This is a genomic window from Micromonospora sp. B9E7, assembly GCF_039871815.1.
GTDB lineage: Bacteria > Actinomycetota > Actinomycetes > Mycobacteriales > Micromonosporaceae > Micromonospora.
This window is the reverse complement of the sequence record NZ_JBDPLX010000002.1, coordinates 146015-171286: the sequence shown is the minus strand read 5'-3', so window position 1 is coordinate 171286 and position 25272 is coordinate 146015. Positions and strand designations below refer to the sequence as shown.

The following is a 25272-nucleotide window of genomic DNA, read 5'->3' as shown; positions in this document are numbered from 1 at the left end:
CGAGCCCGTCGCCACACCCGGCCACTCGGCCGATCCTCGACGGAGGTGAGCTGTGCGCAGCCGCGACCGGGTGACCACCGGGCGTCCGGTCGCCGCCTGCCACGCCCCGGTGGCCGGCTCGCGTCCGCTCGCTCACGGCGTTGTCACCTCGTTGCAAATTGTCGCGCTGGGGCCTCGCGTGCCGGTCAGGTCGCCCGCTCCGGCAGCCCGTGGCTGCGGATGGAGGGTAACGGCGTGGGCTCGCTCACCGCCACTGTGGTGCTGCCCATCGGCGCAAACGTTATCCCATTGGTTTCGGACATTTGGTCCTATAACCGAATCTGGCCTTCGACCATACCGCACCCGAAGACCCTCCGGCTCCGGCGGGATCGCCGACTCCGCTCAGGGGTGTTCCATGATGAGGACGGCGAAGGTGCCGGGCGCGAGTGCCTCGTAGCGGTGCGGGGCGTCACCGGGAAACGTGGCGTAGTCGCCGGGGTCGAGTTCGACCGGGGCCGTTTCCGGGCCCACCCGCAGTCGGCCGGCGGCGACCACCACGTGCTCGATGCTGCGAGGGGTGTGTGCGTCCGCGGTTCGGATCGCGCCCGGTTCCAGCTCGATCAGGTAGACGTCCCGGCGCAGGTGTGCCGCGCCCGCGCTGAGTAGCGTGCCGGTGAAGTCGGCCTGCTCGGAGCGGACGTGCGGCCCGTCTCCTGCCCGGATCACCCGGACGTCGACGTCGGTGGGCTCCACCAGCCGGCTGAACGGGACGCCGAGTGCCACGCCCAGAGCCCAGAGCGTCTCCACGCTCGGGTTGCCGGTGCCCTCCTCCAGTTGGGAGACGGTGGACTTCGGCACCCCCGCTCGGCGGGCCAGCTCGGTCGACGAAATGCCGACCCGTTCCCGCTCCCGACGCAGGGCGGCGGCGATGGTGGACAGCGGGGCCGCGGGTTCCGGAGCCATTCGGTCACTCCATTGCATCGAGCGTTCGGCCGACGAACACGTTCAACGTGGTGACCTCTCCGCACGCTACAGCGAACAACCGCCGCGCCTCGGCAGGACCACGAAGGAGCGGCGAGACCCACCCACCAACGCGGAAACTGCTGCCTCCGAGACGACCGAGGCAGCAGTTTCGCCGATCTTGCGTAGATCTTGGCAGCGCGTGGGGGAGTCGGGGTCAGACCTTGTCGCCGAGCTTGACCCGGGGAGCCGGGGCACGCATCCGTCGGAACGTGATCGACCGCATGACCGCGTAGAGGTAGAGCGACCCCATCCGCTGGTCGGTCTTCGGGAAGCGCTCCCGGACCAGCTTGCCGATCTTGCGACAGATCAGCACCGAGTCGACGACCACACCCAACGCCAGCGCGCCCCAGAGCACGTTGGAGATCAACCGAACCAGCGGCGGCATGGCGGCGTTCGACCCGATCAGCACGATCAGCGCGCCGCCGAAGAACCAGGTGCCGACGGTACGCCGGGAGTCGACCACGTTGCGGGCCAGCAGCCGCTCCGGGCCACGGTCGCGGGGGCCGCCCTCGCGGCGGAACTCCGATGCGGCCTCGGCACGCAGTTGGCGGCGACGCTCCCGCTCCTCCTCCTTGGTCAGGGGGCGGCTCGGGCCGGCCGGGCGGCGGCCGACGGTCGGGCGCTTGGGAGTCTCCCGCCCCTTGGCCGGGGTGTAACCCCGGGAACGCTCGGCGGTCTCCTCGGGGGTGGTCACCGAGGAGACGGCCTCGTCGACGAGGTCAGTGGACTTGCGGCGAAAGAGCGACGGCACGCGGCAAGGGTAGCCAACGTCCCACGCCCGGTGCACATCGCGGTGCACCGGCGACGGCTCCAGGTCGACGAGCGGTGTCAGACCGGTCTTCATTCGGTCCGGAGCGACCGCCTGGCGGCGCGGAGACCGAATTATGGCCGCCAGCCGAGCTGGAGCCGTCGTAGCGGAAGGAGAGTGTTCGACGTTACGGACGTTCGGCGTGCGCGCCCAGGTCGGCGAGCTTCGCCTCGAAGTCCTCGTAGCCCCGGTTGATCAGGTCGACGCCGTACACCCGGGAGGTCCCCTCGGCCGCGAGCGCCGCGATCAGGTGGCTGAACCCGGCGCGCAGGTCCGGGATGACCAGGTCGGCGGCGTGCAGCTTGCTCGGCCCGGCGATCACCGCGGAGTGCTTGAAGTTGCGCCGGCCGAAGCGGCACGGGGTGCCGCCGAGGCAGTCCCGGTAGACCTGGATGTTGGCGCCCATCGAGTTGAGCGCGTCGGTGTAGCCCAGCCGCTGCTCGTAGACCGTCTCGTGGACGATCGACAGGCCGCGGGCCTGGGTGAGCGCCACGACCAGCGGCTGCTGCCAGTCGGTCATGAAGCCGGGGTGCACGTCGGTCTCCAGCGCCACCGCGTTCAGCTCGCCGCCGGGGTGCCAGAAGCGGATGCCGCCCTCCTGGCCCGGGTCGCCCAGCTTCGGCGCACGCGCGTCGGTGACCTCGTACTCACCGCCGACCGACCGGAAGATGTTCAGGAAGGTCATCATGTCGGCCTGCTGCGCGCCGAGCACCTCGACGTGACCACGGGTGGCCAGGGCGGCAGCCGCCCAGCTCGCCGCCTCGATCCGGTCCGGGATGGGCCGGTGGGTGTAGCCGTGCAACTTCGGCACGCCCTGGATCTCGATCACCCGGTCGGTGTGGACCTTGATGATCGCGCCCATCTTCTGCAGGATGCAGATCAGGTCGATGATCTCCGGCTCCACCGCGGCGTTACGCAGCTCGGTGACACCCTCGGCCATCACCGCGGTCAGCAGCACCTGCTCGGTGGCGCCGACACTCGGGTACGGCAGGGCGAACTTGGTGCCGTGCAGCCCGTTCGGCGCGGACAGGTGCAGACCCTCCGGCCGCTTGTCGACCGTGGCGCCGAACTCGCGCAGCGCCTGGAGGTGGAAGTCGATCGGGCGCGGGCCGATGTGGCAGCCGCCCAGGTCCGGGATGAACGCGTGCCCGAGCCGGTGCAGCAGGGGGCCGCAGAACAGGATCGGGATCCGGCTGGAACCGGCGTGCACGTTGATCTGGTCGGTGCTGGCGCTCTCCACGTTCGCCGGGTCGAAGACGAGCTCGCCGTCCTCGGTGCCGTCGGTGACCTTGACGCCGTGCAGACCGAGCAGACCCCGGACCACCTCGACGTCACGGATCTTCGGCACGTCGAACAGCCGGCTCGGACTGTCGCCGAGCAGCGCGGCGACCATCGCCTTCGAAACCAGGTTCTTCGCGCCGCGCACGCGGATCCGCCCTTCGAGCGGAGTGCCTCCGTGCACAACCAGGACGTCGTCGGTCAACGCAACCTCCAGCGCGTCGGTGCTGCCGTGTTGATGGTGGGGCGCCTGAACGTTGTCGCTACCCCGGATGCGGCCATGTCGAAACGGCCCGCTTGTGTCGTCGCTCCGGCAGCATAGCCCTCGGTGACGAAAAAGGACTCGGTCACATCGGCGTGTGCGGCATTAATCGGTGATCCGGCACTTTTGCGTACCAAGGACGCTACGGATCGTAATCAGGACGCCGCCGGTGGCGGGGTGTCCGAACCGGGCAGGGCGAGCATCTGGTCCAGCGCGACCCGGGCGTGGTGCGCGGTGTCGGCGTCCACCGTGATCTGGTTGACGACCCGGCCCGCGACCAGCTCCTCCAGGGCCCAGACCAGGTGCGGCAGGTCGATCCGGTTCATCGTCGAGCAGTAGCAGACGGCCTTGTCCAGGAACATGATCTGCTTGTCCGGGTGCGCCAGCGCGAGCCGGCGGACCAGGTTCAGCTCGGTGCCGAGCGCCCACGCCGAGCCGGCCGGAGCCGCCTCGATGGTCTTGATGATGTATTCGGTCGAGCCCACGTAGTCGGAGGCGGTGACGACCTCGTGCCGGCACTCCGGGTGGACCAGGACGTTGACCCCGGGCACCCGCTCCCGTACGTCGTTGACGCTGTCCAGCGTGAACCGGCCGTGCACCGAGCAGTGCCCCCGCCAGAGGATCATCTTGGCGTCGCGCAGCTGCTCCGGGGTGAGCCCGCCACCCGGCTTGTGCGGGTCGTAGAGCACGCAGTCGTCCAGCGACAGGCCCATCTCCAGCACCGCCGTGTTACGGCCCAGGTGCTGGTCGGGCAGGAAGAGCACCTTCGACCCCTGCTCGAACGCCCAGTCCAGGGCGCGCTTGGCGTTGGAGGAGGTGCAGACCACGCCACCGTTGCGGCCGACGAAGCCCTTGATGTCGGCCGACGAGTTCATGTACGTCACCGGCACGGTCTCGGTGGCGATGCCCAGCTCGGTCAGCGTGTCCCAGGCGGCCTCGACCTGGCCGAGGACCGCCATGTCCGCCATCGAGCAACCCGCCGCGAGGTCGGGCAGGATCACCCGCTGCGCGTCGGTGGTGAGGATGTCGGCGCTCTCGGCCATGAAGTGCACGCCGCAGAAGACGATGTACTCCGCGTCCGGGCGGGCGGCGGCCTCCCGGGCCAGCTTGAACGAGTCGCCGGTCACGTCGGCGAACTGGATCACCTCGTCGCGCTGGTAGTGGTGCCCCAGCACGAAGACCTTGCTGCCCAGCTTCGCCTTCGCGGCCGTGGCGCGGGCCACCAGGTCGGGGTCGCTGGGCGCCGGCAGGTCGCCCGGACACTCGACGCCACGCTCGGTGTCGGGGTCGCTGCCCCGGCCGAGCAGCAGCAGAGCCGTCGCCGTGTTGGAGGGTTCCACCCAGGTCGAAGTCACGTAGCCCATGGTCCCACAGCGCGAGCGCGACGCAGCCTCCCTCGGTGTGGGCTGCCACACTGCTCGGCATGCGCGTGCTGCTCTGCCCGGACAAGTTCGCCGGCACCCTTCCCGCACCGGAGGTGGCCGCCGCGGTGGCCGACGGTTGGCGGTCCGTCGCTCAGGGCGACGATCTGCTGATCCGGCCGCTCGCCGACGGTGGGCCGGGCTTCGTGGAGGTGCTCGCCGAAGCCCTCGGTGGCCGGCGGGTGCCGGTCCCGACGGTCGATCCGCTGGGGCGGCCGGTGGCCGGTGAGATCCTGCTCACCGCCGACGGCGCGACCGCCTACCTGGAGAGCGCCCAGGCGTGCGGCCTGCACCTGCTCGCCGCGACCGAGCGGGACCCCAAGACCACCACCTCGTACGGGCTGGGGCTGTTGGTGACCGCGGCGGTGGAGAGCGGTGCCCGGACGGTGGTGATCGGGCTGGGTGGCTCGGGCACCAACGACGCCGGGGCCGGAATGCTCGCCGCGCTGGGCGTCACACCGCTCGACCCCACCGGTGCGGCGCTGCCGTACGGCGGGGCGGCGTTGGCCCTGGTCGACGCCCTCGACGGCGTACCCCGGCTGCGGGGTGTCCGGCTCGTCGCGGCCACCGACGTGGACAACCCCCTGCTTGGCCTGCACGGTGCGAGCAACGTGTTCGGCCCGCAGAAGGGTGCCGACCGAGCTGACGTGCTGCTGCTCGACGCCGCGTTGGAGCGGTTCGCGGCGGTGCTGGAGCGGGATCTGGCCGGCTGCCCGGCCGGGCTCGGCAGCCTGCCCGGGGGCGGTGCCGCCGGCGGCATCGGTGCGGCGCTGCTCGCCCTGGGCGGCGGCTGCGAGTCGGGCATCGGCCTGGTCACCAGGGCCACCCGGCTGGACGCCGCGCTGGACGCCGCGGACCTGGTGATCACCGGTGAGGGGTCGTTCGACCACCAGTCGCTGCGCGGCAAGGTGGTCGCCGGGGTGGCCGGGGCGGCCCGCGACCGAGGGGTCCCCTGCGTCGTGGTGGCCGGGCAGGTGAGCACCGGCCGGCGGGAGGCCGCCTCGGCCGGGGTCACCGACGCGTACAGCCTGGTCGAGCACTTCGGCGGCGAGGAGGGCGGCGGGCTCGACGCCGCGCTCAGTCGACCCGCCGAGGGTTTACGCGAACTGGGCGCCCGGCTGGCCCGGCAGTGGAGCCGCTAAGCGTTCCGGCCGCCCGCCGACGACCGGGCCGACCTGCGGTGGGGGTCACGCCACCCGGGTGCGCCCGGCCAAGGCGGCGTACGATCGGCTGAGGACCACAATCGGGAATCACTGGACGGCGCGCGGCGTTGGCCAGTGCGTCCGGACCCAAACCGCGCAGGGAGACTTCCACGTGACCACGCCAGCGCAGACCGAGTCGACCGAGGCCCAGGCCCCTACTTCCGTCGTCCTCACCGACGTCGCGGCGCAGAAGGTCAAGGCCCTGATCGAGCAGGAGGGCCGCGACGACCTGCGGCTCCGCGTAGCCGTGCAGCCGGGCGGCTGCTCCGGCCTGCGGTACCAGCTGTTCTTCGACGAGCGTTCGCTCGACGGTGATGTCGTCACCGATTTCGGTGGTGTCGAGGTCGTCGTCGACCGGATGAGCGCCCCGTACCTTTCCGGCGCGACGATCGACTTCGCCGACCGGATCGACGCCCAGGGCTTCACCATCGACAACCCCAACGCGGGCAGCTCCTGCGCCTGCGGTGACTCGTTCAACTGAGTCACGCACCACGCACCAGCGATGACGGGGCCGTCCTTCGGGGCGGCCCCTTCGTCGTTCCGGCCCCCGACGCGCTCGTGACGAGCTGGTTGCCGTTGTCCGACCGACCGGTCACCGTCGGGTTGCCGGGCCGGTAGGCTGACCGCGCCCTGCTCCCGACCCTGAGGGTTGACATGAAGATCGCCGTCACCGGCTCGATCGCCACCGATCACCTGATGAGCTTCCCCGGTCGCTTCGCCGACCAGCTCATCGCCGATCAGCTGCACAAGGTGTCCCTCTCCTTCCTGGTGGACGACCTGGTGCTCCGCCGCGGTGGCGTGGCGGCGAACATCTGCTTCGGCATGGGCCAGCTCGGGTTGCACCCGGTGCTGCTCGGCGCGGTGGGCGCCGACTTCGCCGACTACCGCTCCTGGCTGGAGCGCCACGGCGTGGACTGCGACTCGGTGCACATCAGCGAGGTCGCGCACACGGCCCGGTTCGTCTGCACCACCGACACGGACATGTGCCAGATCGCGTCGTTCTACGCCGGTGCGATGAGCGAGGCGCGCAACATCGAGTTGGCCCCGGTCGCCGACCGGCTCGGCGGACTGGACCTGGTGCTGGTCAGCGCCAACGACCCCGAGGCGATGCTGCGGCACTCGGCCGAGTGCCGCACCCGCGGGTACGCGTTCGCCGCCGACCCGTCGCAGCAGCTCGCCCGGATGGGCGGCGAGGACGTGGTGGCGCTGATCGAGGGCGCCGAGTACCTGATGACCAACGACTACGAGAAGTCACTGCTGCAGAGCAAGGCGCAGCTGACCGACGACCAACTGCTGGACCTGGTCAAGGTACGGGTCACCACGCTGGGCAAGCACGGTGTGGAGATCGTCGGCCGGGGCATCGACCCGATCCACGTACCCATCGCACGGGAGATCCGGGCGGTCGACCCGACGGGTGTCGGCGACGCCTTCCGTGCCGGCTTCTTCACCGCGCTCTCCTGGGGCGTCGGCCTGGAGCGCGCCGCCCAGGTCGGCTCGCTGCTGGCCACGCTGGTCCTGGAAACCGTCGGAACCCAGGAGTACGACGTCCGCCCCGACCTGTTCGTCAAGCGGCTCGCCGAGTCCTACGGCGACGTCGCAGCCGAAGAGATCCGCCCCCACCTACTGCCCTAGCTCCCGACAAGCCGCGTCATCGGCGTCGATCATGGAGTAGTGGTGGCGGATTGGTGCTTTTGTGCGCCTTCTGTCCCCACCACAACTCCATGATCGACGCGCCTTGCCGGGTGGCGGCCTCAGTGGGAGCGGCGGACGTCGTAGGCAGGGCCGTCGGGGCCGTTGACCGAGCCGAGGAACTCCTGGCCGCGCATCCGGCACCAGGCGGGGATGTCGACCGCCGCCGCCGGGTCGTCGGCCAGCACCCGGACCACCGTGCCCACCGGCACCTGCGGCAACCGTCGCGCCGCCGCGATCACGGGCAGCGGGCAGCGCTGCCCCCGGCAGTCGATGACCTGGTCCGGCATCGTCACAACCCCACCACCCCGGCCTCGGCACGCAACTCGGCGACGATCGTCGGTAGCTCGCCGAGGAACCGCTCGACGTCCGCCTCGGACGTCTCCCGGTGCAGGCTGACCCGCACGTTCCCGTGCGAGAGCACCCCCATCGCCTCCAGCACGTGCGACGGGCGCAGCGTGGACGAGGTGCAGGACGAACCGGACGACACGGCGAAGCCCCGCCGGTCCAGCGCGTGCAGCAACGCCTCACCGTCGACGTACAGGCACGAGAACGTGACCAGGTGCGGGAGCCGGAGCACCGGATCGCCGACCACCTCCACGTCGGGCACGTCCGCCGCGACCCGCGCCCGGATCCGGTCCACCAGCGGAGCCAGCCGGGCCGCCTCGGCCGCCGCGTCGGCCGCCGCCGCCCGCAGGCTCGCCGCCGCCGCCACCACCGCGGGCAGGTTCACCACCCCGGGGGTACGCCCACCCTCCCGCTCGTCGGCCGGCCAGGGTGACTCCCAACGGGTGCCCTTACGGACCGCCAGCACCCCCACCCCGGGCGGACCGCCCCACTTGTGCGCGCTCGCGCTGAGCACCGACCAGCCGGCCGGAAGGGGCACCCGGGCCACCGACTGCGCGGCGTCCACGTACAGCGGCACCCCCGCCTCCGCACAGGTGGCCGCCGCCTCGGCGACCGGTTGCACGGTCCCCACCTCGTGACTCGCTGTGATCAGGGAGGCCAACGCGACTCCGGGTGCGCGCACCTCTGCCGACCACGCGGTCAGATCCAACCGGCCCGACCGGTCGACCGGCACGCCCACCGCCGTACCACCCGCCGCGACGTGCCGCTCCGCCGCGTGCAGCACCGCCGAGTGCTCGATCGCCGAGTGCACCAGCGTCGACCCGGCCCGACGCCGCCCCGCCAGGCCCCCGAGCACCGCGCCGTGGGCTGCGGTCGTACCACTGGGGGTGAACGACACCTCGTCGGCGCGGACGCCGAGCGTCGACGCGGTGGCCTCGCGGGCGGCGTCGAGCAGTTGCCGGGCCCGGCGGGCCTGCGTGTAGAGCTTGCCCGGGTCGGCCCAGCCGTCGTCGAGCGCGGCCAGCAACGCCTGCCGCGCCACCGGATGCATCGGCGCGGCGGTCGCCGCGTCCAGGTAGACCGGGGATGCGCTCACAGGCCCGCCTTCGTTCGCGACTGCGGGGCTCGCAGCCCCGGCTCACTCCTCGCGCTCACAGGTTGCAACGCTATCGCGGCGGTATGCCTAGGATCCCCCCAATGGGGGCCGGACAGCCACCCCACCACGGTCGAGCCCGTCATGGTCGAGTAATCTGCGACCGTCGGTGACGCCTTTGCCGCCGGTGCTGAGGAAAGACGCACCGCGGCGCGCTAGGGAGGCAGGACCAGGTGGTCGCAAGGAGTTCGGAGGTACGGCCGTCGGCCGTACGGCACAGCGCTTCCCCGGGAGTTGGTGGACGCCGGGGGCGTGGTGCTGGTCGGTTGGCCGGGCTCGGTCTCGGTGGCGTGGCGCTGCTGGTTCTGCTCACGGGCTGTGACGTGGGTCAGACCTTTGACGGCTTCGGCTGGCCGCAGGGCGGCATCTCGCCGGAGTCCAAGCGGATGTACGACCTGTGGATCGCCTCCTGCATCGCCGCGCTCGCGGTCGGCGTCTTCGTGTGGGGCCTGATCTTCTGGTGTGTCGTGCGCTACCGCAAGCGTGGCAACGCGTTGCCGGTGCAGACCCGCTACAACCTGCCGATGGAGTTCCTCTACACCATCGCGCCGATCCTGATCGTCTCCGTGCTCTTCTACTACACGGCGATCGTGCAGACCGACGTCGACAAGCTGTCGAAGAACCCGGACGTCACGGTCGAGGTCGTCGCCTTCAAGTGGAACTGGCAGTTCAACTACCGCGACGGCCAGGGCCCGGACGCCCGCACCACCGCGTCGACGCTCGGCACCAGCGAGGTCATCCCGGTGCTGGTGCTCCCGACCAACCGGTCCATCCGGTTCGAGGAGACCAGCCGCGACGTCATCCACTCGTTCTGGGTGCCGGAGTTGCTGTTCAAGCGGGACGTCATGCCGGGCAAGATCCGCAACGTGTTCGAGGTCTCCAGCCTGGACGCCGAGGGCGCCTACGTCGGGCGCTGCGCCGAACTGTGCGGCAGCTACCACGCGTTCATGAACTTCGAGCTGCGGGTGGTCTCGCCCGAGAAGTACGACCAGTTCCTGGCGGCCAAGCAGGCCGGCAAGTCCACCCAGGAGGCGCTGACCGAGATCGGTGAGCAGCCGTACGCGGAGACCACGCGGCCGTTCGACACCCGGCGGACGCAGGACAACTTCAACCCGGACGACGTTCCGGCCCGTACGGGAAGCTGAGGCAGCCGCATGAAGACCGAGTGGCGTATCTTCCTGATCATCGCCGTGTTCCTCTTCGGTGCCACCATCCTCTACGGCGCCTGGACGCACGGTGCGGCGGGCGGCATCGAGTGGGTCGGGACCATCGCCCTGCTGCTGTCGTTCCTGCTCTGCTCGATGTGCGGTGGCTTCTTCTGGTTCGTCTCCCGCCGGATCGACCTGCGCCCGGAGGACCGCCCGGACGCCGAGATCGCCGACGGTGCCGGCGAGGTCGGCTTCTTCAGCCCGGGCAGCTACTGGCCGTTCGGTCTGGCGCTGGCCGCCGCGATCGCCGCGCTCGGCATGGTGTTCTGGCAGTACTGGCTGATCGGCGCCGGCCTGGTGGCGGTCGTCTTCGCCGCCTGCGGGTTGCTGTTCGAGTACTACAGCGGCACCCGGCGCACCGCCGAGCACTGACCGACCCGGTAGTACCCCGTTCCATCGCGAAGGCCCGTTCCCCAGCTGGGGAACGGGCCTTCGTCGTGCTCGCGCTCCGCGTCGCGCGATGATCAACGCCACATCGGCGAGGTGGGGGTGAAGGCGCGGCGCGACACCGCAAGGTCGGCGATGTGGTGTTGATCAAAGCGTGGGTACGGGAGTGGCGCGGCGGGGGTCGGGCCCGGTGGGGTCAGGCGGCGCGGCGGGCGGGCTGGCGGGGTCGGGCGGCCCCGGTGGCGGGCTCGCGGGGTCGGGCGGCCCGGTGGGCGGGCTGGCGGGGTCGGGCCCGGTGGGGTCAGGCGGCGCGGCGGGCGGGCTGGCGGCGTCGGTGGTCGGCCAGCCGGGTGACCGGAAAGGCGTAGGTGGCGATCACCACGGCGGCACCGCAGCCGGTGCAGATCAGCTCGGGACAGTCGATGCCGTGGCCGTCGACGCAGGGCGGCGCCTCGAACGGCGCCACGCCCTCGCAGACGTCGCAGTAGAGCTCGCGGTGCGACACGGGCGTTTCCTCTCACTCCAGGCGAACCGCCCCCGGATGCGACAGTGGCGCACGGACGGGAGCGGAGAACTACTCGCCTGTAGTTTTCCACGCGGGTCCGACAAATCTCCGTCCGGAGGTCCCGCCACCGGCCCGTCGGGGGCGGCACCGCAGCTCACGACGGATGATCCACTCGGTTTCCTTGAAACCGCGGCATCCGGGCACGGGGAACACCCCGATTTCCAGGAAGCCGAGTGGATCACCTGCGGAACGTGCGCCGACGACTCGCCGGGCTGTTCGGCCGCCGTGCGTATGCCCACGGACGCGCCCGCCGTTCGCCCGCCATCCGTATGCCCGCGGGCGCGCCTGCGGTTCGCCCGCCATCCGTATGCCCACGGACGCGGCTGCGGTTCGCCCGCCGTGCGCCGCTGGCCCGTCGGACGCCTGCGGGACGCCGTCTGCACGTCCGGCGGTGGGTGCGCGTTGTCGCAGCTCGTCAGGCGGCGGTGGCGGCCTTGATCCAGCGGTCGAGGGTCGCGGCGGCAGCGCCGGAGTCGATCGACTCGGCGGCACGGTCCAGGCCGGCTCGCAGCGCCTCGGTCAGGTCACCGTCCAGCGGGCCCTGGGTCGCCAACGCCGCCGCCGCGTTGACCAGCACCGCGTCCCGGACCGGGCCCGTCTCGCCGGCAAGCAGGCGACGGGCCACGCCGGCGTTGTAGACGGCGTCACCGCCGCGCAGGTCGCCGAGGGTGGCCCGGGGCACCCCCAGGTCCGTCGCGTCCAGCACGGCCTCGCGTACGGTGCCGCCCTGAGCTGCCCAGACCCGGGTCGGCGCGGCGGTGGTGAACTCGTCCAAGCCGTCCTCACCGCGCATCACGATCGCCGAGTCGCCCCGGGCGGCGAAGACACTGGCCATCACCGGGGCCATCCGCAGGTCGAAACAGCCGACCGCGCCGGCCCGGGGGCGGGCCGGGTTGGTCAGCGGGCCGAGGAAGTTAAAGAAGGTGGGCACGCCCACCTCGCGGCGGACCGGACCGGCGTGTCGCATCCCGGGGTGGAACCGGGCGGCGAAGCAGAACCCGATGCCGGCCTCCTCGACACAGCGGGCAACCTGTTCCGGGCCGAGGTCCAGGGGGATGCCGAGGAACTCCAGCAGGTCGGCGGTGCCGCACAGGGAGGAGGCGGCCCGGTTGCCGTGCTTGACGACGCGTACGCCCGTGCCGGCGACCACCAGCGCGGTCATCGTGGAGATGTTCACCGTGTGGGCGAGGTCACCGCCGGTGCCGACCACGTCGAGCGCGGTGTTGCGCAGGTCGTCGGAGAGCACCACCGGGACCGAGCGGCCCAGCATCGCCTCCACCAGGCCGCCCAGCTCGGCCGGGGTCTCACCCTTGGCCCGCAACGCCACGGCGAAGCCGGCGATCTGGGCGGCGGTCGCCGAGCCGGTCATGATCTCGTCCATCGCCCAGGCGGTGTCGGCGGTGGACAGCTCCTCGCCACGCAGCAGCGTGTTGAGCAGGTTGGGCCAGGTCCGATCGCCCATGGCGGGCCTCCCGAGCGTACGAAGTGCGGGTGGGCTGGAACCGGCGCCGACTGGTCCGGCGCCGTGACGGTGCCGGTGAGCGGGGGGACGTCAGGCGGGTGCGTGCGTCCGCAGCAGCTCGGCCACCGTGCCGCCGGTGGTAACCGGGTCGAGCGGGTGCACCAGCGTGGCGTCGACCTCGGCGTACGCGGCGAGCCATCGGTCGGCGGCGCGGGCGATCACGAGGCAGGTCGGGGGAGCGTCTTCCCGGTCGTCCTTGATCTGCCGGGCGATGCCGATGCCGCCGCCGGGGCTGGCCTCGCCGTCGAGCAGCAGCAGGTCGATCTCGTAGTCGTCGACCAGCCGGATGGTCTCCGCGTAGGTCGACGCGTCGACGAACTCGATCTGCAGCCCGGGCGCGGGACGGGTGCCGACGGCCATCCGCATCCGGTCACGGACCTGCGGGTCGTCGCTGTAGAGCAGAACGGTGCAAAGACGATCACTCATGCCGGCACTCCGCTTTCACCTGGTGGCTGCCCGCCGATCGTACCGGTCGGCGTGACGTAGCCGACATCCCGCCCGCCGCCGCTCCTCGGGGCGTACCGTCCGGGCAGCTCAGGCGGCCGCGGCGTCGGCGGCGCGCTCGCGGGCCTCCTGGCGGTCCAGCTCGCGGTCGACCCGGCGGGCCTCCCGTTCGGACTGCTTGACCCACTGCACGACCAGCACCGCGAGCATCGTCACACTGACGAACTCGCCACCGGCCCAGAGGATGCCGCCGGCGACCACCTGGTCCTGCCAGGGGTCGACCCAGCCGAGGTTCAGTGAGGGGTACCAGTCACCGCCGAAGAGCGTGCTGCTCTGCATGATGGTCAGGCCGAGCACCGTGTGGAACGGCACCGAGAGCAGCATCAGCAGCGCGCGGGCCGGGTACGGCCAGCGGCCGGGCAGCGGGTCGAGCCCGAGCAGCGGCCAGAAGAACACGCAGCCGGTCATGATGAAGTGGGCGTGCACCAGCTCGTGCGCCCAGGCGTGTTCGAGGGTGTAGCGGTACAGGTCGCTGAAGTACAGCACGAACGGGTTGACCACGAAGATGGCGAACGCCACCAGCGGGAAGCTGTAGACCCGGGCGACACGGCTGTGCACGATCGCCAGCAGGCGCTTGCGCGGCCCGACCGGCAGGGTGCGCAGGGCCAGGGTCATCGGTGCGCCCAGCGCCAGGAAGATCGGCGCCACCATGGACAGCACCATGTGCTGGATCATGTGCACGGACAGCAGCGAGGTGTCGTACGCGTGCAGCCCGCTGACCGTGACCAGCGCGATGCCGCCCAGACCGGGGCCGAGGAAGAACACCGTACGGGCGACCGGCCAGCGGTCGCCGCGCAGGCGCAGCCGGTACACCCCGTAGAGGTACAGGCCGGCGGCGAGCACCAGGCCGAGGGCCAGCCAGCTGTCCAGCCGGGTCTCGCTCAGCACCGCGCCGACGGTGAACGGCGGCGGGGCCGAGGTGGCGGCGAAGATCGGATCGACGTGCAGCACGCTTTTCAGGCTAGGCCAGGCGAACCGGACCCTGACGCGCGGGCCACGGAAGGCGCAGGTTTGCCACCCCGCTGATCGCCGGCCCCGGTCAGGGGCAATAATGACGGCGTGACTGCGGCCCCAGCCATTGACAAGAGCCGGATCCACTCTCTGACCCGACCGAACATGGTCAGCGTCGGGACGATCGTGTGGCTCTCCAGCGAACTCATGTTCTTCGCGGCGCTGTTCGCGATGTACTTCTCGATCCGCGCGGCTGCGCCGGAGCAGTGGGAGAAGCACACCGAGGCGCTGAACATCCCGTACGCGACCACCTTCACGGTGATCCTGGTGCTGTCCTCGGTGACGTGCCAGCTCGGCGTCTTCGCGGCGGAGAAGGGTGACGTGCACGCGCTGCGGCGCTGGTTCACCGTCACCTTCGTGATGGGCCTGATCTTCGTGCTCGGCCAGCTGAACGAGTACCGGCACCTGGTCGAGGACGGCATCAAGATCAACGAAGACGGTTACGGGTCGGTGTTCTACCTGACCACCGGCTTCCACGGCCTGCACGTGACCGGCGGTCTGATCGCCTTCGTCATCTTCATGGTCCGCACGACCATGGGCCGGTTCACCCCGGCGCAGGCGACCTCGGCGATCGTCGTGTCGTACTACTGGCACTTCGTCGACGTCGTGTGGATCGGGCTGTACGCCATGATCTACTGGCTTCAGTGATCTTGCGCGTCACGTTCCGCACTGCTGCTCCGTCCCCTGAGACAGGTCCAACCGGTTAAGGACACCGCTCATGACTTCTGACAACGACCGCCGACGCGGTCTGCTCGCGCGGTTGCGCGAGCGGCCCGCCGCGCGCAGCAGGGGCCGCCGCCGGCTGGGTGCCGCGGTCCGGCTGATCGCCGCGCTGATGCTCGCCGGCGGCGCCTACACCGTCTTCGCCCCAGGTGCCCAGGCGCAGGACAACCCGCAGCTGACCGGCGCCGCCGCCGAGGGCAAGGCGCTGTTCGACGTGAGCTGTGTGACCTGTCACGGTCGCAACGCCCAGGGTGTCGAGGGCCGCGGGCCGAGCCTCGTGGGCGTCGGCGCGGCCTCGGTCGAGTTCCAGGTCAGCTCCGGGCGGATGCCGCTGGCCCGCCAGGAGGCCCAGGCCCACCGCAAGCCCCCCGTCTTCACCGACGAGCAGACCCGCCAGCTGGCCCAGTACATCCAGGAGCTGGGTGGCGGCCCGGTCGTTCCGGACGGTGACGACCTCCGCGAGGACGGCAACATCGCGGCCGGCGGTGAGCTGTTCCGGATCAACTGCTCGCAGTGCCACGCGTTCGGTGGTGGCGGCGGCGCGCTCTCCTCGGGCAAGTTCGCCCCGAGCCTGCACCCCGCGACCGACCGTCAGATCTACGCGGCGATGCTGAGCGGCCCGCAGAACATGCCGGTGTTCGGCGACAACCAGCTCCGGCCGGAGCAGAAGGCCGACATCATCGCCTACATCCAGGAGACGCTGAAGCACGACCAGGACCCGGGCGGGTTCAACCTCGGGCGGTACGGCCCCTCCACCGAGGGCCTGGCGATCTTCCTGGTTGGCATCGTGGCGCTCGTCTTCGCCAGCCTGTGGATTGCAGGCAAGTCGTGACCGAGCGGATACTCAGTTTCAGCGCCGTGGTGCCGCTCGGCACCACCCGTAGCGAGGTGACGGCATGAGCACCCACACCGAGCACCAGGCCCCGCAGGGCCGGGAGCCGCTCGACGTGAACGACCCCAAGCTCACCCGGTTCGACATTGTTCGTGAGGGTGCGCGTCGGGACGACATCGAGATCGTCCACTACGAGCCGCAGGTGCTGCCGGGCACCAAGGCGGAGCGTCGGCTGACCCGCGTGGTCGCCGGGTTCTTCCTGATCACCGGTCTGGCCGCGACCGCCTTCCTGGCCATCTACATCTGGTGGCCGTGGCAGTACGAGGCCGGCCGTGGCGGCGACAAGTTCTACACCCCGCTGCTCGGTCTCACCCTCGGCGTGGCGCTGCTCGCCGTCGGCTTCGGCATCCTGACCTGGGGCAAGAAGTTGCTGCCCAAGGAGGTCTCGATCCAGGACCGGCACGAGGGCCAGGTGGACTCCGAAGGCCGCACCATCACCGGCCAGACCATGCTCTACATGGCGGACGAGCTGGGTGTGAAGCGTCGCCCCCTGCTCGGCATCTCGCTGCTGGCCGGTCTCGCGCCGGTCGCCGCGGTCGCCGCCGCGCCGCTGGTCGGCGGTCTGATCTCGCAGCCGCACAAGAACAACCAGATGTTCACCACCGGGTTCGCCCCGGCCGAGGGCGGCGAGCGCATCCGCCTGGTCCGCGAGGACGGTCGCCCGGTCCGTCCGGCGGACGTCAGCGCCGGTGGCCAGCTGACCGTCTTCCCCGGCATCGATCACGGCGTGAGCAACAAGCACGCCGACTCGCCGACGCTGCTGATCCACCTCCGCGACTCCGACGCGCAGGAGTCGCGCCGGGCCAACGAGACCATCGGCCACGGCGACTACATGTGGGGCAACTACGCGGCCTTCTCCAAGATCTGCACGCACGCCGGCTGCCCGGCCAGCCTGTACGAGCAGCAGACCAACCGGCTGCTCTGCCCGTGCCACCAGTCCCAGTTCCTGATCACCAACAACGCCAAGCCTGTCTTCGGCCCTGCCAGCCGGCGGCTGCCGCAGTTGCCGATCGAGGTGGACTCCGAGGGCTTCTTCGTGGCGAAGTCCGACTACACCGAGACCGTCGGGCCTGACTTCTGGGAGCGGCCATGAAGCGTCGAAAGTTCGACCTGGCGGCGACGCCGGGCAAGGCCGCGGTGGGAGTGGACGACCGCTTCCAGGTGGCCACCCCGCTGCGCAAGCTGCTGAACAAGGTCTTCCCGGACCACTGGTCCTTCCTGCTCGGCGAGATCGCGTTGTTCTCGTTCGTCGTGCTGCTGCTGACCGGTGTGTTCCTCACCTTCTTCTTCGAGCCGGCGATGACCGAGGTGGTCTACGACGGCAGCTACGCGCCGTTGCAGGGCACCCCGATGTCCGCCGCGTACGCCTCCAGCCTGGACATCTCGTTCGATGTCCGCGGTGGTCTGGTGATGCGGCAGATGCACCACTGGGCGGCGCTGCTGTTCATGGCCGCGATCGTCGTGCACATGCTGCGGATCTTCTTCACCGGCGCCTTCCGCAAGCCGCGTGAGACCAACTGGATCATCGGTTCGCTGCTGTTCTGGGTCGGCTTCCTGGCCGGCTTCACCGGCTACTCGCTGCCGGACGACGGCCTCTCCGGCACCGGCCTGCGGATCGCCTCGGCGATCATGCTGTCCATCCCGGTGATCGGCTCCTGGGTGACCTCGTCGATCTTCGGCGGCGAGTTCCCGGGCACGATCATCATCAGCCGGTTCTTCATCGCCCACGTGCTGCTCATCCCGGGTCTGCTGGTCGCGCTGATCAGCGTCCACCTGGGGCTGGTCTTCAAGCAGAAGCACACCCAGTGGCCCGGCCCCGGCCGGACCAACAACAACGTGGTCGGCGAGCGGATGTTCCCGCGGTACGCGCTGAAGCAGGGCGGCTTCTTCATGGTCGTCTTCGGCGTCATCGCGCTGATGGGCGGTCTGTTCCAGATCAACCCGATCTGGTTGTTCGGCCCGTACGAGGCGTGGGTGGTCTCGGCCGCCAGCCAGCCTGACTGGTACGTCATGTTCCTCGACGGCTCGACCCGACTCATGCCGGCCTGGGAGATCAACATCCCGCTCGGTGACGGGTACGTGATTCCGCCGCTGTTCTGGCCGACGGTCGTGCTGCCCGGCATCCTGGTCGGTCTGTCGACGATGTACCCGTTCCTGGAAGCCCGGCACCTCAAGGACCGCAAGAGCCACAACCTGCTCGAGCGCCCCCGTGACGCTCCGGCCCGGACCGCCGTCGGCGCGATGGCCGTCGCGTTCTACATCGTGCTGACGCTCTCCGGCGCCAACGACGTGATCGCCGACAAATTCCAGATCAGTTTGAACGCGATGACCTGGGCTGGCCGGATCGGTCTGCTGGTGCTCCCACCGATCGCGTACTACGTCACGTACCGGCTCTGCCTCGGTCTGCAGCAGCACGACCGGGAGGTGCTCGCGCACGGCGTGGAGACCGGCATCATCCGGCGCCTGCCGGATGGCCGGTTCGTCGAGGTGCACCAGCCGCTCAGCGCGTCGAACGGGCACGCGGACGGTCACGGCCAGCTGGACTACGTCGGCTGGGTCGTCCCGAAGAAGATGAACCGGCTGGGGGCCCTCGGGCCGGCCATCCGGGGCTTCTTCTACCCGATCGAGAAGCCGGTCGAGGCGCCGGTCTCGCCGGGGCACCCGCCGGTCGAGCCCCGGCCCGAGCGCGAGGAGATCGGCAGCGGCGAGAGCCGTCGCTGACCGCCCGATCGCACCGTTACGTGGCGCCCGCCGGATTCCGGCGGGCGCCACGTCGTATCCGTACCCACCGCCCATCCGAGGCGGAGTCGGACGGCCACGGCGGGACCGGTCCACCCCGCGCGGCGGGTGATCGCAGGAATAACCCCGGTGAGCCGGGTATCCGTGCGGTCCAACGTCTCAAGGGGGGGAAGCATGTTGGGTATCAAACGCCTCGGCCTGTTGGCCGCGCTGGTACTGGTCGGTGTCGCGCCGGCTGCGGCCGCGCAGGCCGCGGCACAGCCGTCAACGCAGGACACCCAGTACCTGCAGGCGGTTCACCAGGTCAACCTGTTCGAGATCACCGCCGGTGACCTGGCCCAGCAGAAGGGTCAGGACCAGGGGGTCAAGGACCTGGGTGCCATGCTGAAGACCGACCACACCCAGCTGGACCAGACGGTGCAGCAGACCGCGTCCCAGCTCGGGGTGGAACTGCCGAACGAGCCCACCGCCGATCAGCAGGCGGTGATCGACCAGCTGAACAACGCCAGCGGTGCGGAGTTCGACCGGCTCTGGGTGACCAGTGAGCTGGCCGGCCACGTCCAGGCCATCCAGGCCACCCAGACGGAGATCTCGCAGGGCTCCGAGCCGTCGGTGGTCCAGTTGGCCCAGACCGCGCTGCCGACGCTGCAGGCGCACTACGACGAGTTGGTGCAGCTCGCCAACCAGTTGGGCATCCCGGTTCCGCAGACCAGCGCCAGCGGTACGCCCAGCCCGGGTGGCACCGGCACTGAGTCGCCTGCTCCGGGCGGCACCGGCACCGAGTCGCCGGCTCCGGGTGGCAACACCGAGTCCCCGGTTCCGGGCGGCGGTACCACCGAGACGCCGGCTCCCAGCGAGAGCTGACGTAGCGACAGCAGACGGCCGGTCCACCCGAGTGGTGGACCGGCCGCCGTGCGTGCGTTAAGCCCCGGAACGGGCGGCCGGGTCAGTCGGCGCTGGCCAGGCCGATCGCGAACGCCTCCTCCAGGTCGTGCTGGGAGTACGCGCGGAACGCGATGTGCGACTCGGTGTTGAGCACGCCCGGCACCTTGGAGATGCTGCCCGCGATGACCTGGGCGATCTGGTCGAACTCGCGGACCCGGACGATGGCGATGAGGTCGACGTGCCCGGCCACCGAGTAGACCTCGCTCACGCCGGGGAGGTTGGCCAGGCTCTCGGCCACCTCGGGGATCGCGTCGGTGGCGCAGTCGATCAGCACGATCGCGGTGATCACGGGACATCTCTCCGTTCGTCGGCGTCGTCGCTCATGCTAGATGTTTTCCGGCCCTGCCGAGCGAGGGCGGCCGGTCTGGCGCGGGGAGCGCAGTCACCCGTGCGGCGTGGCGGGGACGGTGCCGCCGTTGCCGAACCGGATGACGTCCACCAGCCGTTCCCCGTCACGCACCGTCGCGCCCGGCCACACCACGGTGCGCAGCACGTCGCCGTCGACCCGCGCGTCCGCTCCGATCACCGACTCCACGCAGCGGCCGGTGACCGTCGCCGAGGGGGCGACCAGGGTGCCGCCGGCTGCGGCGTGCAGGTTGGCCGCCAGGTAGTCGGCCGGCGTGCCGGTGTCGAAGAAGGCGCCCGGGTAGGGCACCACCTCCAGGGCGTCCGCCGCCTCCGCCGGACGCCAGACGGCGTGGACCAGGTCGGAGACGACGACCGGTAGGTCGCGGACCAGTCGCCAGGGCAACAGTGAGAAACCGGTGAAGCAGTGCCCGGCGAAGGTGCCCGGCGCCGTCGGGTTCGCGGCAGGCTGGCCCAGCAGGCGAACGGTGTGCCCGTTCCAGCCGTCGAGCAGGGCGGCCACGTCCGGGCCGGGCGCGGCCGCCGGGTCGGCGAGGTACGCGTCGGCGTTGCCGACCAGCACCGGCCGCCCGTCGATCCAGTCCCGCAGGTTGGCCACCCCGCCGGCGGTGCCCAGCGGGTCGCCCGGCTCGACGGACAGGTGCGCGCGGTCACCGACGTGTGCGACCACCTGGTCGCCGAGGTAGCAGGCGTTCACCGCGACCCGGCCGGGACCGGTCAGGCCGAGCCCGGCCAGCCGGGCCAACACGCGGTCGAGCAGTGGCACGTTGCCCACCGGGCAGAGAGCCTTGGGGAGTCGTTCGGTGAGCGGGCGCAGTCGGGTGCCCTCGCCGGCGGCGAGCACCACCGCGCACAACTCCGCAGGAACGCCGGCCCCGCCGGTCATGGCAGATCGTCCGGGACCGGTGGCGGGAACTGCCCGGCCAGCGGCCCGATGTCGTAGTAGGCGAGCAGCCGGGCGGTCGGCCAGGTCAGCTTTGGCAGGTCGTCCAGCGGGTGCCAGGCGGCCTCGAAGACCTCCGCGCCGTCGACCGCCAGCTCGGTGGTGGACGCCGGCACCTCGGTCTCGAAGACCGTGTCCACCCAGCCCTTGGCGTGCACGATCGCGTTCGGTGTCGCCGGGCGCAGCCGTGACGGGGGGAGCCGGATGCCGGATTCCTCGAACAGCTCGCGGGCCGCTCCCACCACCGGGGCCTCGCCGCGATTCAGCAGGCCGGCGGGGAGTGACCAACCCTTGCCGGGCGGCTGGCGCAGCATCAGCAGGCGCCCCGCGCCCGTCGCCTCGGCGTCGCGGACCAGGGTGACCGCGCCGACGATGTACTTGGGCACGGCCAGCCGGACCAGGCGCCGACGCACCGGCAGCGGCATTCGGTAGAAGGCCTGGTAGAAGATGGCCCGACCGGTGGCGCGGGAGCGGGGGATCATGACTCCAGGCTAGTGGTCACGAATGTCCCTCGGACGCGCCGGGGCTGGCCCGGTCACTGTCGATGGTCGACCAGGTCGATGAGCTGGCGTACCACGGTGTCCGGTTCGATCACCCGGTCGAAGACCGCGACCAGCAGGGTCTCCAGGTCGGGGTAGCCCAGCTCCTCGGAGAGGCGCAACAGTGGCAGGTCACTGGCGAGGCCACGGTTGTGCTGACGCAGGGCGAGCCCGATGGTGGCCCGCCCGAGGCGGACCTTGTCGCTGATCGTGATGCCCGGCTCGGTGTGCTCGGCGAACCACCTGTTGATCTGCATCTGCGCGTGCGGCGACTTGACGAAACTCAGCCACTCCCGGCGGGGGCCGCGCGGCGCCACCCCGGCCTCGAACCCGTTGTCGCCGTCGCTCTCGGTGAATATCTCCACCACGTCGCCCTCGTCCAGCTCCGAGCTCAGCGGGGCCAGCCGACCGTTGATCCGGGCGGCGAGGCAGTGGTCGCCCCGCTCGTTGCCCAGCTCGTAGGCCAGGTCGACGGGGGTTGCGCCGGCCGGCAGCACGACCTGCTGCCCGTCGGCGAAGACCTGGATCTGGCCCTCGGCGAGGTCGCAGCGCAGCGACTCGTAGAACTGTGCCGGGTCGGCGGCGTCCGGCTCCCAGTCGAGCACCCGGCGTAGCCAGTCCAACTGCTCGGCGCGGGCCGCCGCGCTGCCGCTGCCCGAGCGGGGGAAGCGGAAGTCGGCGGCGATGCCGTACTCGGCCGAGCGGTGCATCTCCTCGGTGCGGATCAGCACCTCCACCGTGCGGTCCTGCGGGCCGCAGACGCTCGTGTGCAGCGACCGGTAGAGGTTGTTCTTCGGTGAGGCGATGAAGTCCTTGAACCGGCCGGGGATCGGTCGCCACGTGCCGTGGATCGCGCCCAACGCGGCGTAACAGTCGGTCGCCGGGCCGTCGACCACCACCACGATGCGGGGCAGGTCGTACGGGGCGGTGTGGCTGCCGGCGATGGTGTCCTTCCAGATCGAGTAGAGGTGCCGCGGACGAGGGCTCACCTCGGCGTCGACCCGGCTGCGCTTGAGCGCCCCCTTGGCCCGAGTGACCACCGAGTCGAGGTACGCGTCCCACCCCGGACGGTCGTGCACGTGCCGGGCCAGCCGGGCGTGCTCGTCGGGCTCCAGGTGCAGCAGCACCACGTCGTCCAGCTCGCGCTTGAGGGTCTGGATGCCCAGCCGGTCACAGAGCGGGACCAGCACCTCCTGGGTCTTGCGGGCGATCCGTTCCCGGGAGGACGCCGAGCGCACCCCGAGGGTGCGCATGTTGTGCAGCCGGTCGGCCAGCTTGATGATCAGCACCCGGACGTCCTTCGCGGCCGCCACGATCATCTTGCGGACCGTCTCCGCCTCGGCGGCCTTGCCGTAGAACGCCTTGTCGAACTTGGTCACCCCGTCGACCAGGTGCGCCACCTCGCCGCCGAAATCCTCGGAGAGCGCCTGGAGGGTGTAGCGGGTGTCCTCCACGGTGTCGTGCAGCAGCGCGGCGACCAGGGTCGTGGAGTCCATCCCCAGCTCGGCGCAGATCTGTGCCACCGCGAGGGGGTGGGTGATGTACGGTTCGCCGCTCTTGCGGAACTGCCCGCGGTGCATGTTCTCCGCGATCGTGTACGCCCGGCGCAGCACCGCGGGGTCGGTGCCGGCGTGGATCCCCCGGTGGGTGCGCACCAGGTGGGTGACCGGGTCGGAGTCGGTGGTCGGCCAGCTGAGCAACGACCGCAGCCGGCGGGCGAGCGGCAGCTCACCCGGCTGTGTCGGAAGGGCGCCCCCCAGGGCGGCGCCGTGTCCGGCGTCGACGTCCACGAGGGACACCTCCTCACCCCGGCTCCGCACCGCCGAGACCCGGCGGCGGGAGCAGGCCCACGAATCGGGCAGGACTGCACTTCTCTAACAGCCTAAGCGAGTCGACGTAGTCCGATCGGTCAGTTGGTCATGAGCGTTCGGTCGAGAGTTGCTGGGACGAGCCGTTCTCGGCCTTCGCCAGCAGGTCACGGAACCGCCCCGCGCCACCGGCCGGGGAGGACCAACCGGAGGACATCTCCACCAGCCGGGTCTCCGGTCGTTCCAACCAGGACAGAATCCGCTCGGACTCCTCGGCGGTGGCGGCCGGCACCGGGCCGTGCCCGCCCGACACCGTCTCGGCGGTGGCCCGGATGGCGGTCAACGTGGGCCGCGGGTGGACACCCGGCGGCGAGACCCCCGCACCGGCCAGTCGGCCGTGCCGCACCAGCGCCAACTCCCAGCCACCCCGAGCGGCCGGTCGTGCGGCGGCCAGCTCGACGATCCCGGTCAGCGCGGCCAACCGCTGCATCCGGACGGTGGCCCGCAGCACCGCGGCCAGCCGGGACCGCACCACGGCCGCGTCCTCGTAACGTTGGTCGCGGGAGAGCACGTCGATGCGGGCGAGCAGCGCGTCCACCACCGGCTGGGGGTCGTCGGCCGTGGCGGTGCGGAAGGGCCCGGCGGCGCTGTCGTCGTACTCCTGCGGGGTGATCTTGTGTTCGCAGGGTGCCGGGCAGCGACCCAGCTCGGCCAGCGCGCAGGCCGGCGTGACGGTGCGCAGCGAGAGCCGGTGCGTGCACTGGCGCAGCGGCACCGCGTCGTGGAACCCGGCGGCGGCCAGCTCCGCGGCCCGCCGGGAGGTGAACGGCCCGAGGTACGCGGTGTCGGTGGGGGAGAGGTCGCGGACGATCGACAGCCGAGGGTACGAACCGTCGGTCAGCTTGAGCCAGACCATCCGCTCCGGGTATTTCGACCGCCGGTTGTACGGCGGGGCGTGCGCGGCGATCAACCGCAGCTCGCGGACCTCCGCCTCCAACGAGTGCGCGCACTCCACCGCCTCGACCCGCTCGGCCGCGGCGAGCATCTCGGAGATCCGCGCCCGCTTCTCCCCGGCGGTGAAGTAGCTGCGCACCCGGGTGGCGATGTCGACGGAGGTGCCCACGTAGAGCGGACGGTCGTCGGCTGCCCGGAAGATGTAGACCCCGGGGACCTTGGGCAGCCCCTCGGCCAGGTGCCGTTTGCGGCGCTGCGTCGGGGTGACCGCCCGGGCGAACTCGATGGCGTCGCCGACCGTGTCCACCCGGTGGCCGCCGAGCCGGCCGATCAGGCCGTGCAGCACGTCGACGGTAGCCTTCGCGTCGTCCAGGGCGCGGTGGGTGGGCTGGACGGCGGTGCGGAAGTAGGCCGCCAGGGTGCCGAGCTTGCGGTTGGGCACCTCGTCGCGGGTCAGCACCCGGCGGGCCAACGCCGCCGTGTCCAGCACGCGCGGACTGGGCCAACGGTAGCCGTGCTTGGCGCAGGCGGCCTTGAGGAAACCCACGTCGTACGGGGCGTTGTGGGCCACCAGCACCGCGTCGGCGATGAACTCCAGGAAGCTCGGCAGCACCTGCTCGATCGGCGGCGCCGGCAGCAGCATCGCCTGGGTGATCCCGGTCAGCACGGTGATGAAGGGCGGAATCGGCTGCCCCGGGTTGACCAGCGTGGCGAGCACACCCAGTCGCTCACCGCCGCGCACCTTCACCGCGCCGATCTCGGTGATGCCGCCGCCGTCCGGCGCGCCGCCGGTGGTCTCCAGGTCGACCACCACGAAGGTGGTCGCGTAGAGCGGCAGCGCCGGGTCCACCCCACCCGCCGCCGGGTCGAGACCAGCGAGGGACTCCTGGACGTACTCCGCCTGTGCCATCGGCGGCACGCTAACGCCCGGGTCCGACACTCCCGTCGCGTGCGTCCCACGAGTCACCATGGGGCTAGGATGAGAGATCGGCTCACTCACCGG

25 protein-coding genes are annotated in these 25272 nt (G+C 71.1%); 10 read left to right on the top strand and 15 right to left on the bottom strand.

From position 1 onward, the window contains the following. Positions 1 to 381 precede the first annotated feature (381 nt). From ABGB10_RS03485 to nadA, 4 genes are all read right to left on the bottom strand, one after another. Complete coding sequence (locus tag ABGB10_RS03485; RefSeq protein WP_347659362.1) at positions 382 to 942, bottom strand: XRE family transcriptional regulator; 561 nt, start codon at positions 940 to 942, stop codon at positions 382 to 384. 214 nt (positions 943 to 1156) lie between these two features. After that, a complete protein-coding gene (locus ABGB10_RS03480) occupies positions 1157 to 1753 on the bottom strand; it encodes a DUF3043 domain-containing protein (RefSeq protein WP_347659361.1) in 597 nt (198 codons plus the stop codon). A gap of 184 nt (positions 1754 to 1937) precedes the next feature. Then, positions 1938 to 3293 carry a UDP-N-acetylglucosamine 1-carboxyvinyltransferase gene (murA, locus tag ABGB10_RS03475; RefSeq protein WP_145779648.1) on the bottom strand — a complete coding sequence of 452 codons (1356 nt, stop codon included), beginning with the start codon at positions 3291 to 3293 and terminating at the stop codon, positions 1938 to 1940. Positions 3294 to 3505: 212 nt separating this feature from the next. Continuing rightward, positions 3506 to 4705 carry a quinolinate synthase NadA gene (gene nadA / locus ABGB10_RS03470; RefSeq protein WP_347659360.1) on the bottom strand — a complete coding sequence of 400 codons (1200 nt, stop codon included), beginning with the start codon at positions 4703 to 4705 and terminating at the stop codon, positions 3506 to 3508. Between the two features lie 68 nt (positions 4706 to 4773). Here nadA and ABGB10_RS03465 point away from each other — a divergent pair, with 68 nt between their 5' ends. From ABGB10_RS03465 to ABGB10_RS03455, 3 genes are all read left to right on the top strand, one after another. Then, a complete protein-coding gene (locus ABGB10_RS03465; RefSeq protein ID WP_347659692.1) occupies positions 4774 to 5913 on the top strand; it encodes a glycerate kinase in 1140 nt (379 codons plus the stop codon). A 172-nt stretch (positions 5914 to 6085) separates the two neighbouring features. Beyond that, the gene (erpA, locus tag ABGB10_RS03460) at positions 6086 to 6454 is read left to right on the top strand and encodes an iron-sulfur cluster insertion protein ErpA (protein ID WP_030337969.1); all 369 of its coding nucleotides are present in this window, start codon (positions 6086 to 6088) and stop codon (positions 6452 to 6454) included. Between the two features lie 173 nt (positions 6455 to 6627). After that, entirely contained in the window at positions 6628 to 7605 is a 978-nt protein-coding gene (locus ABGB10_RS03455) for a carbohydrate kinase family protein (RefSeq protein ID WP_347659359.1), read from the top strand. Between the two features lie 119 nt (positions 7606 to 7724). Here ABGB10_RS03455 and ABGB10_RS03450 read toward each other — a convergent pair whose 3' ends face one another. Then, on the bottom strand, positions 7725 to 7958 hold the full coding sequence (locus tag ABGB10_RS03450; RefSeq protein WP_278140863.1) for a sulfurtransferase TusA family protein: 234 nt from the start codon (positions 7956 to 7958) through the stop codon (positions 7725 to 7727). Then, complete coding sequence (locus ABGB10_RS03445; protein ID WP_347659358.1) at positions 7955 to 9106, bottom strand: aminotransferase class V-fold PLP-dependent enzyme; 1152 nt, start codon at positions 9104 to 9106, stop codon at positions 7955 to 7957. Before ABGB10_RS03445 ends, ABGB10_RS03450 begins: the two co-directional genes overlap by 4 nt. A gap of 230 nt (positions 9107 to 9336) precedes the next feature. On the opposite strand from ABGB10_RS03445, the gene coxB reads away from it, so the two are divergent. Beyond that, positions 9337 to 10308 carry a cytochrome c oxidase subunit II gene (gene coxB, locus ABGB10_RS03440; RefSeq protein WP_347659357.1) on the top strand — a complete coding sequence of 324 codons (972 nt, stop codon included), beginning with the start codon at positions 9337 to 9339 and terminating at the stop codon, positions 10306 to 10308. A gap of 9 nt (positions 10309 to 10317) precedes the next feature. After that, positions 10318 to 10743, top strand: coding sequence for a cytochrome c oxidase subunit 4 (locus ABGB10_RS03435; RefSeq protein ID WP_347659356.1), 426 nt, complete (start codon positions 10318 to 10320; stop codon positions 10741 to 10743). A 316-nt stretch (positions 10744 to 11059) separates the two neighbouring features. Here the strand turns inward: ABGB10_RS03435 and ABGB10_RS03430 are convergent, their stop codons facing one another. The 4 genes from ABGB10_RS03430 to ABGB10_RS03415 form a co-directional block, all read right to left on the bottom strand. Next, a complete protein-coding gene (locus ABGB10_RS03430; protein ID WP_347659355.1) occupies positions 11060 to 11263 on the bottom strand; it encodes a hypothetical protein in 204 nt (67 codons plus the stop codon). A 475-nt stretch (positions 11264 to 11738) separates the two neighbouring features. Then, a complete protein-coding gene (gene trpD, locus ABGB10_RS03425; RefSeq protein WP_347659354.1) occupies positions 11739 to 12785 on the bottom strand; it encodes an anthranilate phosphoribosyltransferase in 1047 nt (348 codons plus the stop codon). A 90-nt stretch (positions 12786 to 12875) separates the two neighbouring features. Beyond that, the gene (locus ABGB10_RS03420) at positions 12876 to 13271 is read right to left on the bottom strand and encodes a hypothetical protein (protein WP_278140857.1); all 396 of its coding nucleotides are present in this window, start codon (positions 13269 to 13271) and stop codon (positions 12876 to 12878) included. Between the two features lie 108 nt (positions 13272 to 13379). Then, complete coding sequence (locus ABGB10_RS03415) at positions 13380 to 14309, bottom strand: cytochrome c oxidase assembly protein (RefSeq protein ID WP_347659691.1); 930 nt, start codon at positions 14307 to 14309, stop codon at positions 13380 to 13382. Between the two features lie 99 nt (positions 14310 to 14408). Between ABGB10_RS03415 and ABGB10_RS03410 the strand changes: the two genes are divergently transcribed. From ABGB10_RS03410 to ABGB10_RS03390, 5 genes are all read left to right on the top strand, one after another. Continuing rightward, positions 14409 to 15008: a heme-copper oxidase subunit III gene (locus ABGB10_RS03410; protein WP_347659352.1), complete on the top strand. Its 600-nt coding sequence runs from the start codon at positions 14409 to 14411 to the stop codon at positions 15006 to 15008. A 70-nt stretch (positions 15009 to 15078) separates the two neighbouring features. Further along, positions 15079 to 15915 (top strand): cytochrome c, encoded by an 837-nt coding sequence (locus ABGB10_RS03405; protein WP_347659351.1) that lies wholly within the window; start codon positions 15079 to 15081, stop codon positions 15913 to 15915. Between the two features lie 64 nt (positions 15916 to 15979). Beyond that, on the top strand, positions 15980 to 17068 hold the full coding sequence (locus ABGB10_RS03400; protein ID WP_347659350.1) for a Rieske 2Fe-2S domain-containing protein: 1089 nt from the start codon (positions 15980 to 15982) through the stop codon (positions 17066 to 17068). Continuing rightward, positions 17065 to 18696, top strand: coding sequence for a cytochrome b N-terminal domain-containing protein (locus ABGB10_RS03395; protein ID WP_347659349.1), 1632 nt, complete (start codon positions 17065 to 17067; stop codon positions 18694 to 18696). The genes ABGB10_RS03400 and ABGB10_RS03395 overlap by 4 nt, the downstream gene beginning before the upstream one ends. Positions 18697 to 18888: 192 nt before the next feature. Beyond that, the gene (locus ABGB10_RS03390) at positions 18889 to 19578 is read left to right on the top strand and encodes a DUF4142 domain-containing protein (RefSeq protein WP_347659348.1); all 690 of its coding nucleotides are present in this window, start codon (positions 18889 to 18891) and stop codon (positions 19576 to 19578) included. 82 nt (positions 19579 to 19660) lie between these two features. On the opposite strand, the gene ABGB10_RS03385 is transcribed toward ABGB10_RS03390, so the two are convergent. The 5 genes from ABGB10_RS03385 to ABGB10_RS03365 all read right to left on the bottom strand — a co-directional run bounded on the left by ABGB10_RS03385 (position 19661) and on the right by ABGB10_RS03365 (position 25179). Continuing rightward, positions 19661 to 19948: an Lrp/AsnC ligand binding domain-containing protein gene (locus tag ABGB10_RS03385; protein WP_347659347.1), complete on the bottom strand. Its 288-nt coding sequence runs from the start codon at positions 19946 to 19948 to the stop codon at positions 19661 to 19663. Positions 19949 to 20041: 93 nt separating this feature from the next. After that, on the bottom strand, positions 20042 to 20911 hold the full coding sequence (locus ABGB10_RS03380; protein ID WP_347659346.1) for a sugar phosphate nucleotidyltransferase: 870 nt from the start codon (positions 20909 to 20911) through the stop codon (positions 20042 to 20044). Further along, positions 20908 to 21450: an NUDIX domain-containing protein gene (locus ABGB10_RS03375; RefSeq protein ID WP_347659345.1), complete on the bottom strand. Its 543-nt coding sequence runs from the start codon at positions 21448 to 21450 to the stop codon at positions 20908 to 20910. The genes ABGB10_RS03380 and ABGB10_RS03375 overlap by 4 nt, the downstream gene beginning before the upstream one ends. Before the next feature lie 53 nt (positions 21451 to 21503). Beyond that, complete coding sequence (locus ABGB10_RS03370) at positions 21504 to 23297, bottom strand: HD domain-containing protein (protein ID WP_347659690.1); 1794 nt, start codon at positions 23295 to 23297, stop codon at positions 21504 to 21506. Positions 23298 to 23424: 127 nt separating this feature from the next. Continuing rightward, positions 23425 to 25179, bottom strand: coding sequence for a DEDD exonuclease domain-containing protein (locus ABGB10_RS03365; protein WP_347659344.1), 1755 nt, complete (start codon positions 25177 to 25179; stop codon positions 23425 to 23427). Positions 25180 to 25272: the final 93 nt, after the last annotated feature.

Coding starts and splice junctions, on each gene's coding strand:
- ABGB10_RS03485 (WP_347659362.1), bottom strand. CDS start 942: ATGGCTCCGGAACCCGCGGCCCCGCTGTCCACCATCGCCGCCGCCCTG.
- ABGB10_RS03465 (WP_347659692.1), top strand. CDS start 4,774: ATGCGCGTGCTGCTCTGCCCGGACAAGTTCGCCGGCACCCTTCCCGCA.
- ABGB10_RS03455 (WP_347659359.1), top strand. CDS start 6,628: ATGAAGATCGCCGTCACCGGCTCGATCGCCACCGATCACCTGATGAGC.
- ABGB10_RS03435 (WP_347659356.1), top strand. CDS start 10,318: ATGAAGACCGAGTGGCGTATCTTCCTGATCATCGCCGTGTTCCTCTTC.
- trpD (WP_347659354.1), bottom strand. CDS start 12,785: ATGGGCGATCGGACCTGGCCCAACCTGCTCAACACGCTGCTGCGTGGC.
- ABGB10_RS03420 (WP_278140857.1), bottom strand. CDS start 13,271: ATGAGTGATCGTCTTTGCACCGTTCTGCTCTACAGCGACGACCCGCAG.
- ABGB10_RS03405 (WP_347659351.1), top strand. CDS start 15,079: ATGACTTCTGACAACGACCGCCGACGCGGTCTGCTCGCGCGGTTGCGC.
- ABGB10_RS03400 (WP_347659350.1), top strand. CDS start 15,980: ATGAGCACCCACACCGAGCACCAGGCCCCGCAGGGCCGGGAGCCGCTC.
- ABGB10_RS03395 (WP_347659349.1), top strand. CDS start 17,065: ATGAAGCGTCGAAAGTTCGACCTGGCGGCGACGCCGGGCAAGGCCGCG.
- ABGB10_RS03390 (WP_347659348.1), top strand. CDS start 18,889: ATGTTGGGTATCAAACGCCTCGGCCTGTTGGCCGCGCTGGTACTGGTC.
- ABGB10_RS03380 (WP_347659346.1), bottom strand. CDS start 20,911: ATGACCGGCGGGGCCGGCGTTCCTGCGGAGTTGTGCGCGGTGGTGCTC.
- ABGB10_RS03375 (WP_347659345.1), bottom strand. CDS start 21,450: ATGATCCCCCGCTCCCGCGCCACCGGTCGGGCCATCTTCTACCAGGCC.
- ABGB10_RS03365 (WP_347659344.1), bottom strand. CDS start 25,179: ATGGCACAGGCGGAGTACGTCCAGGAGTCCCTCGCTGGTCTCGACCCG.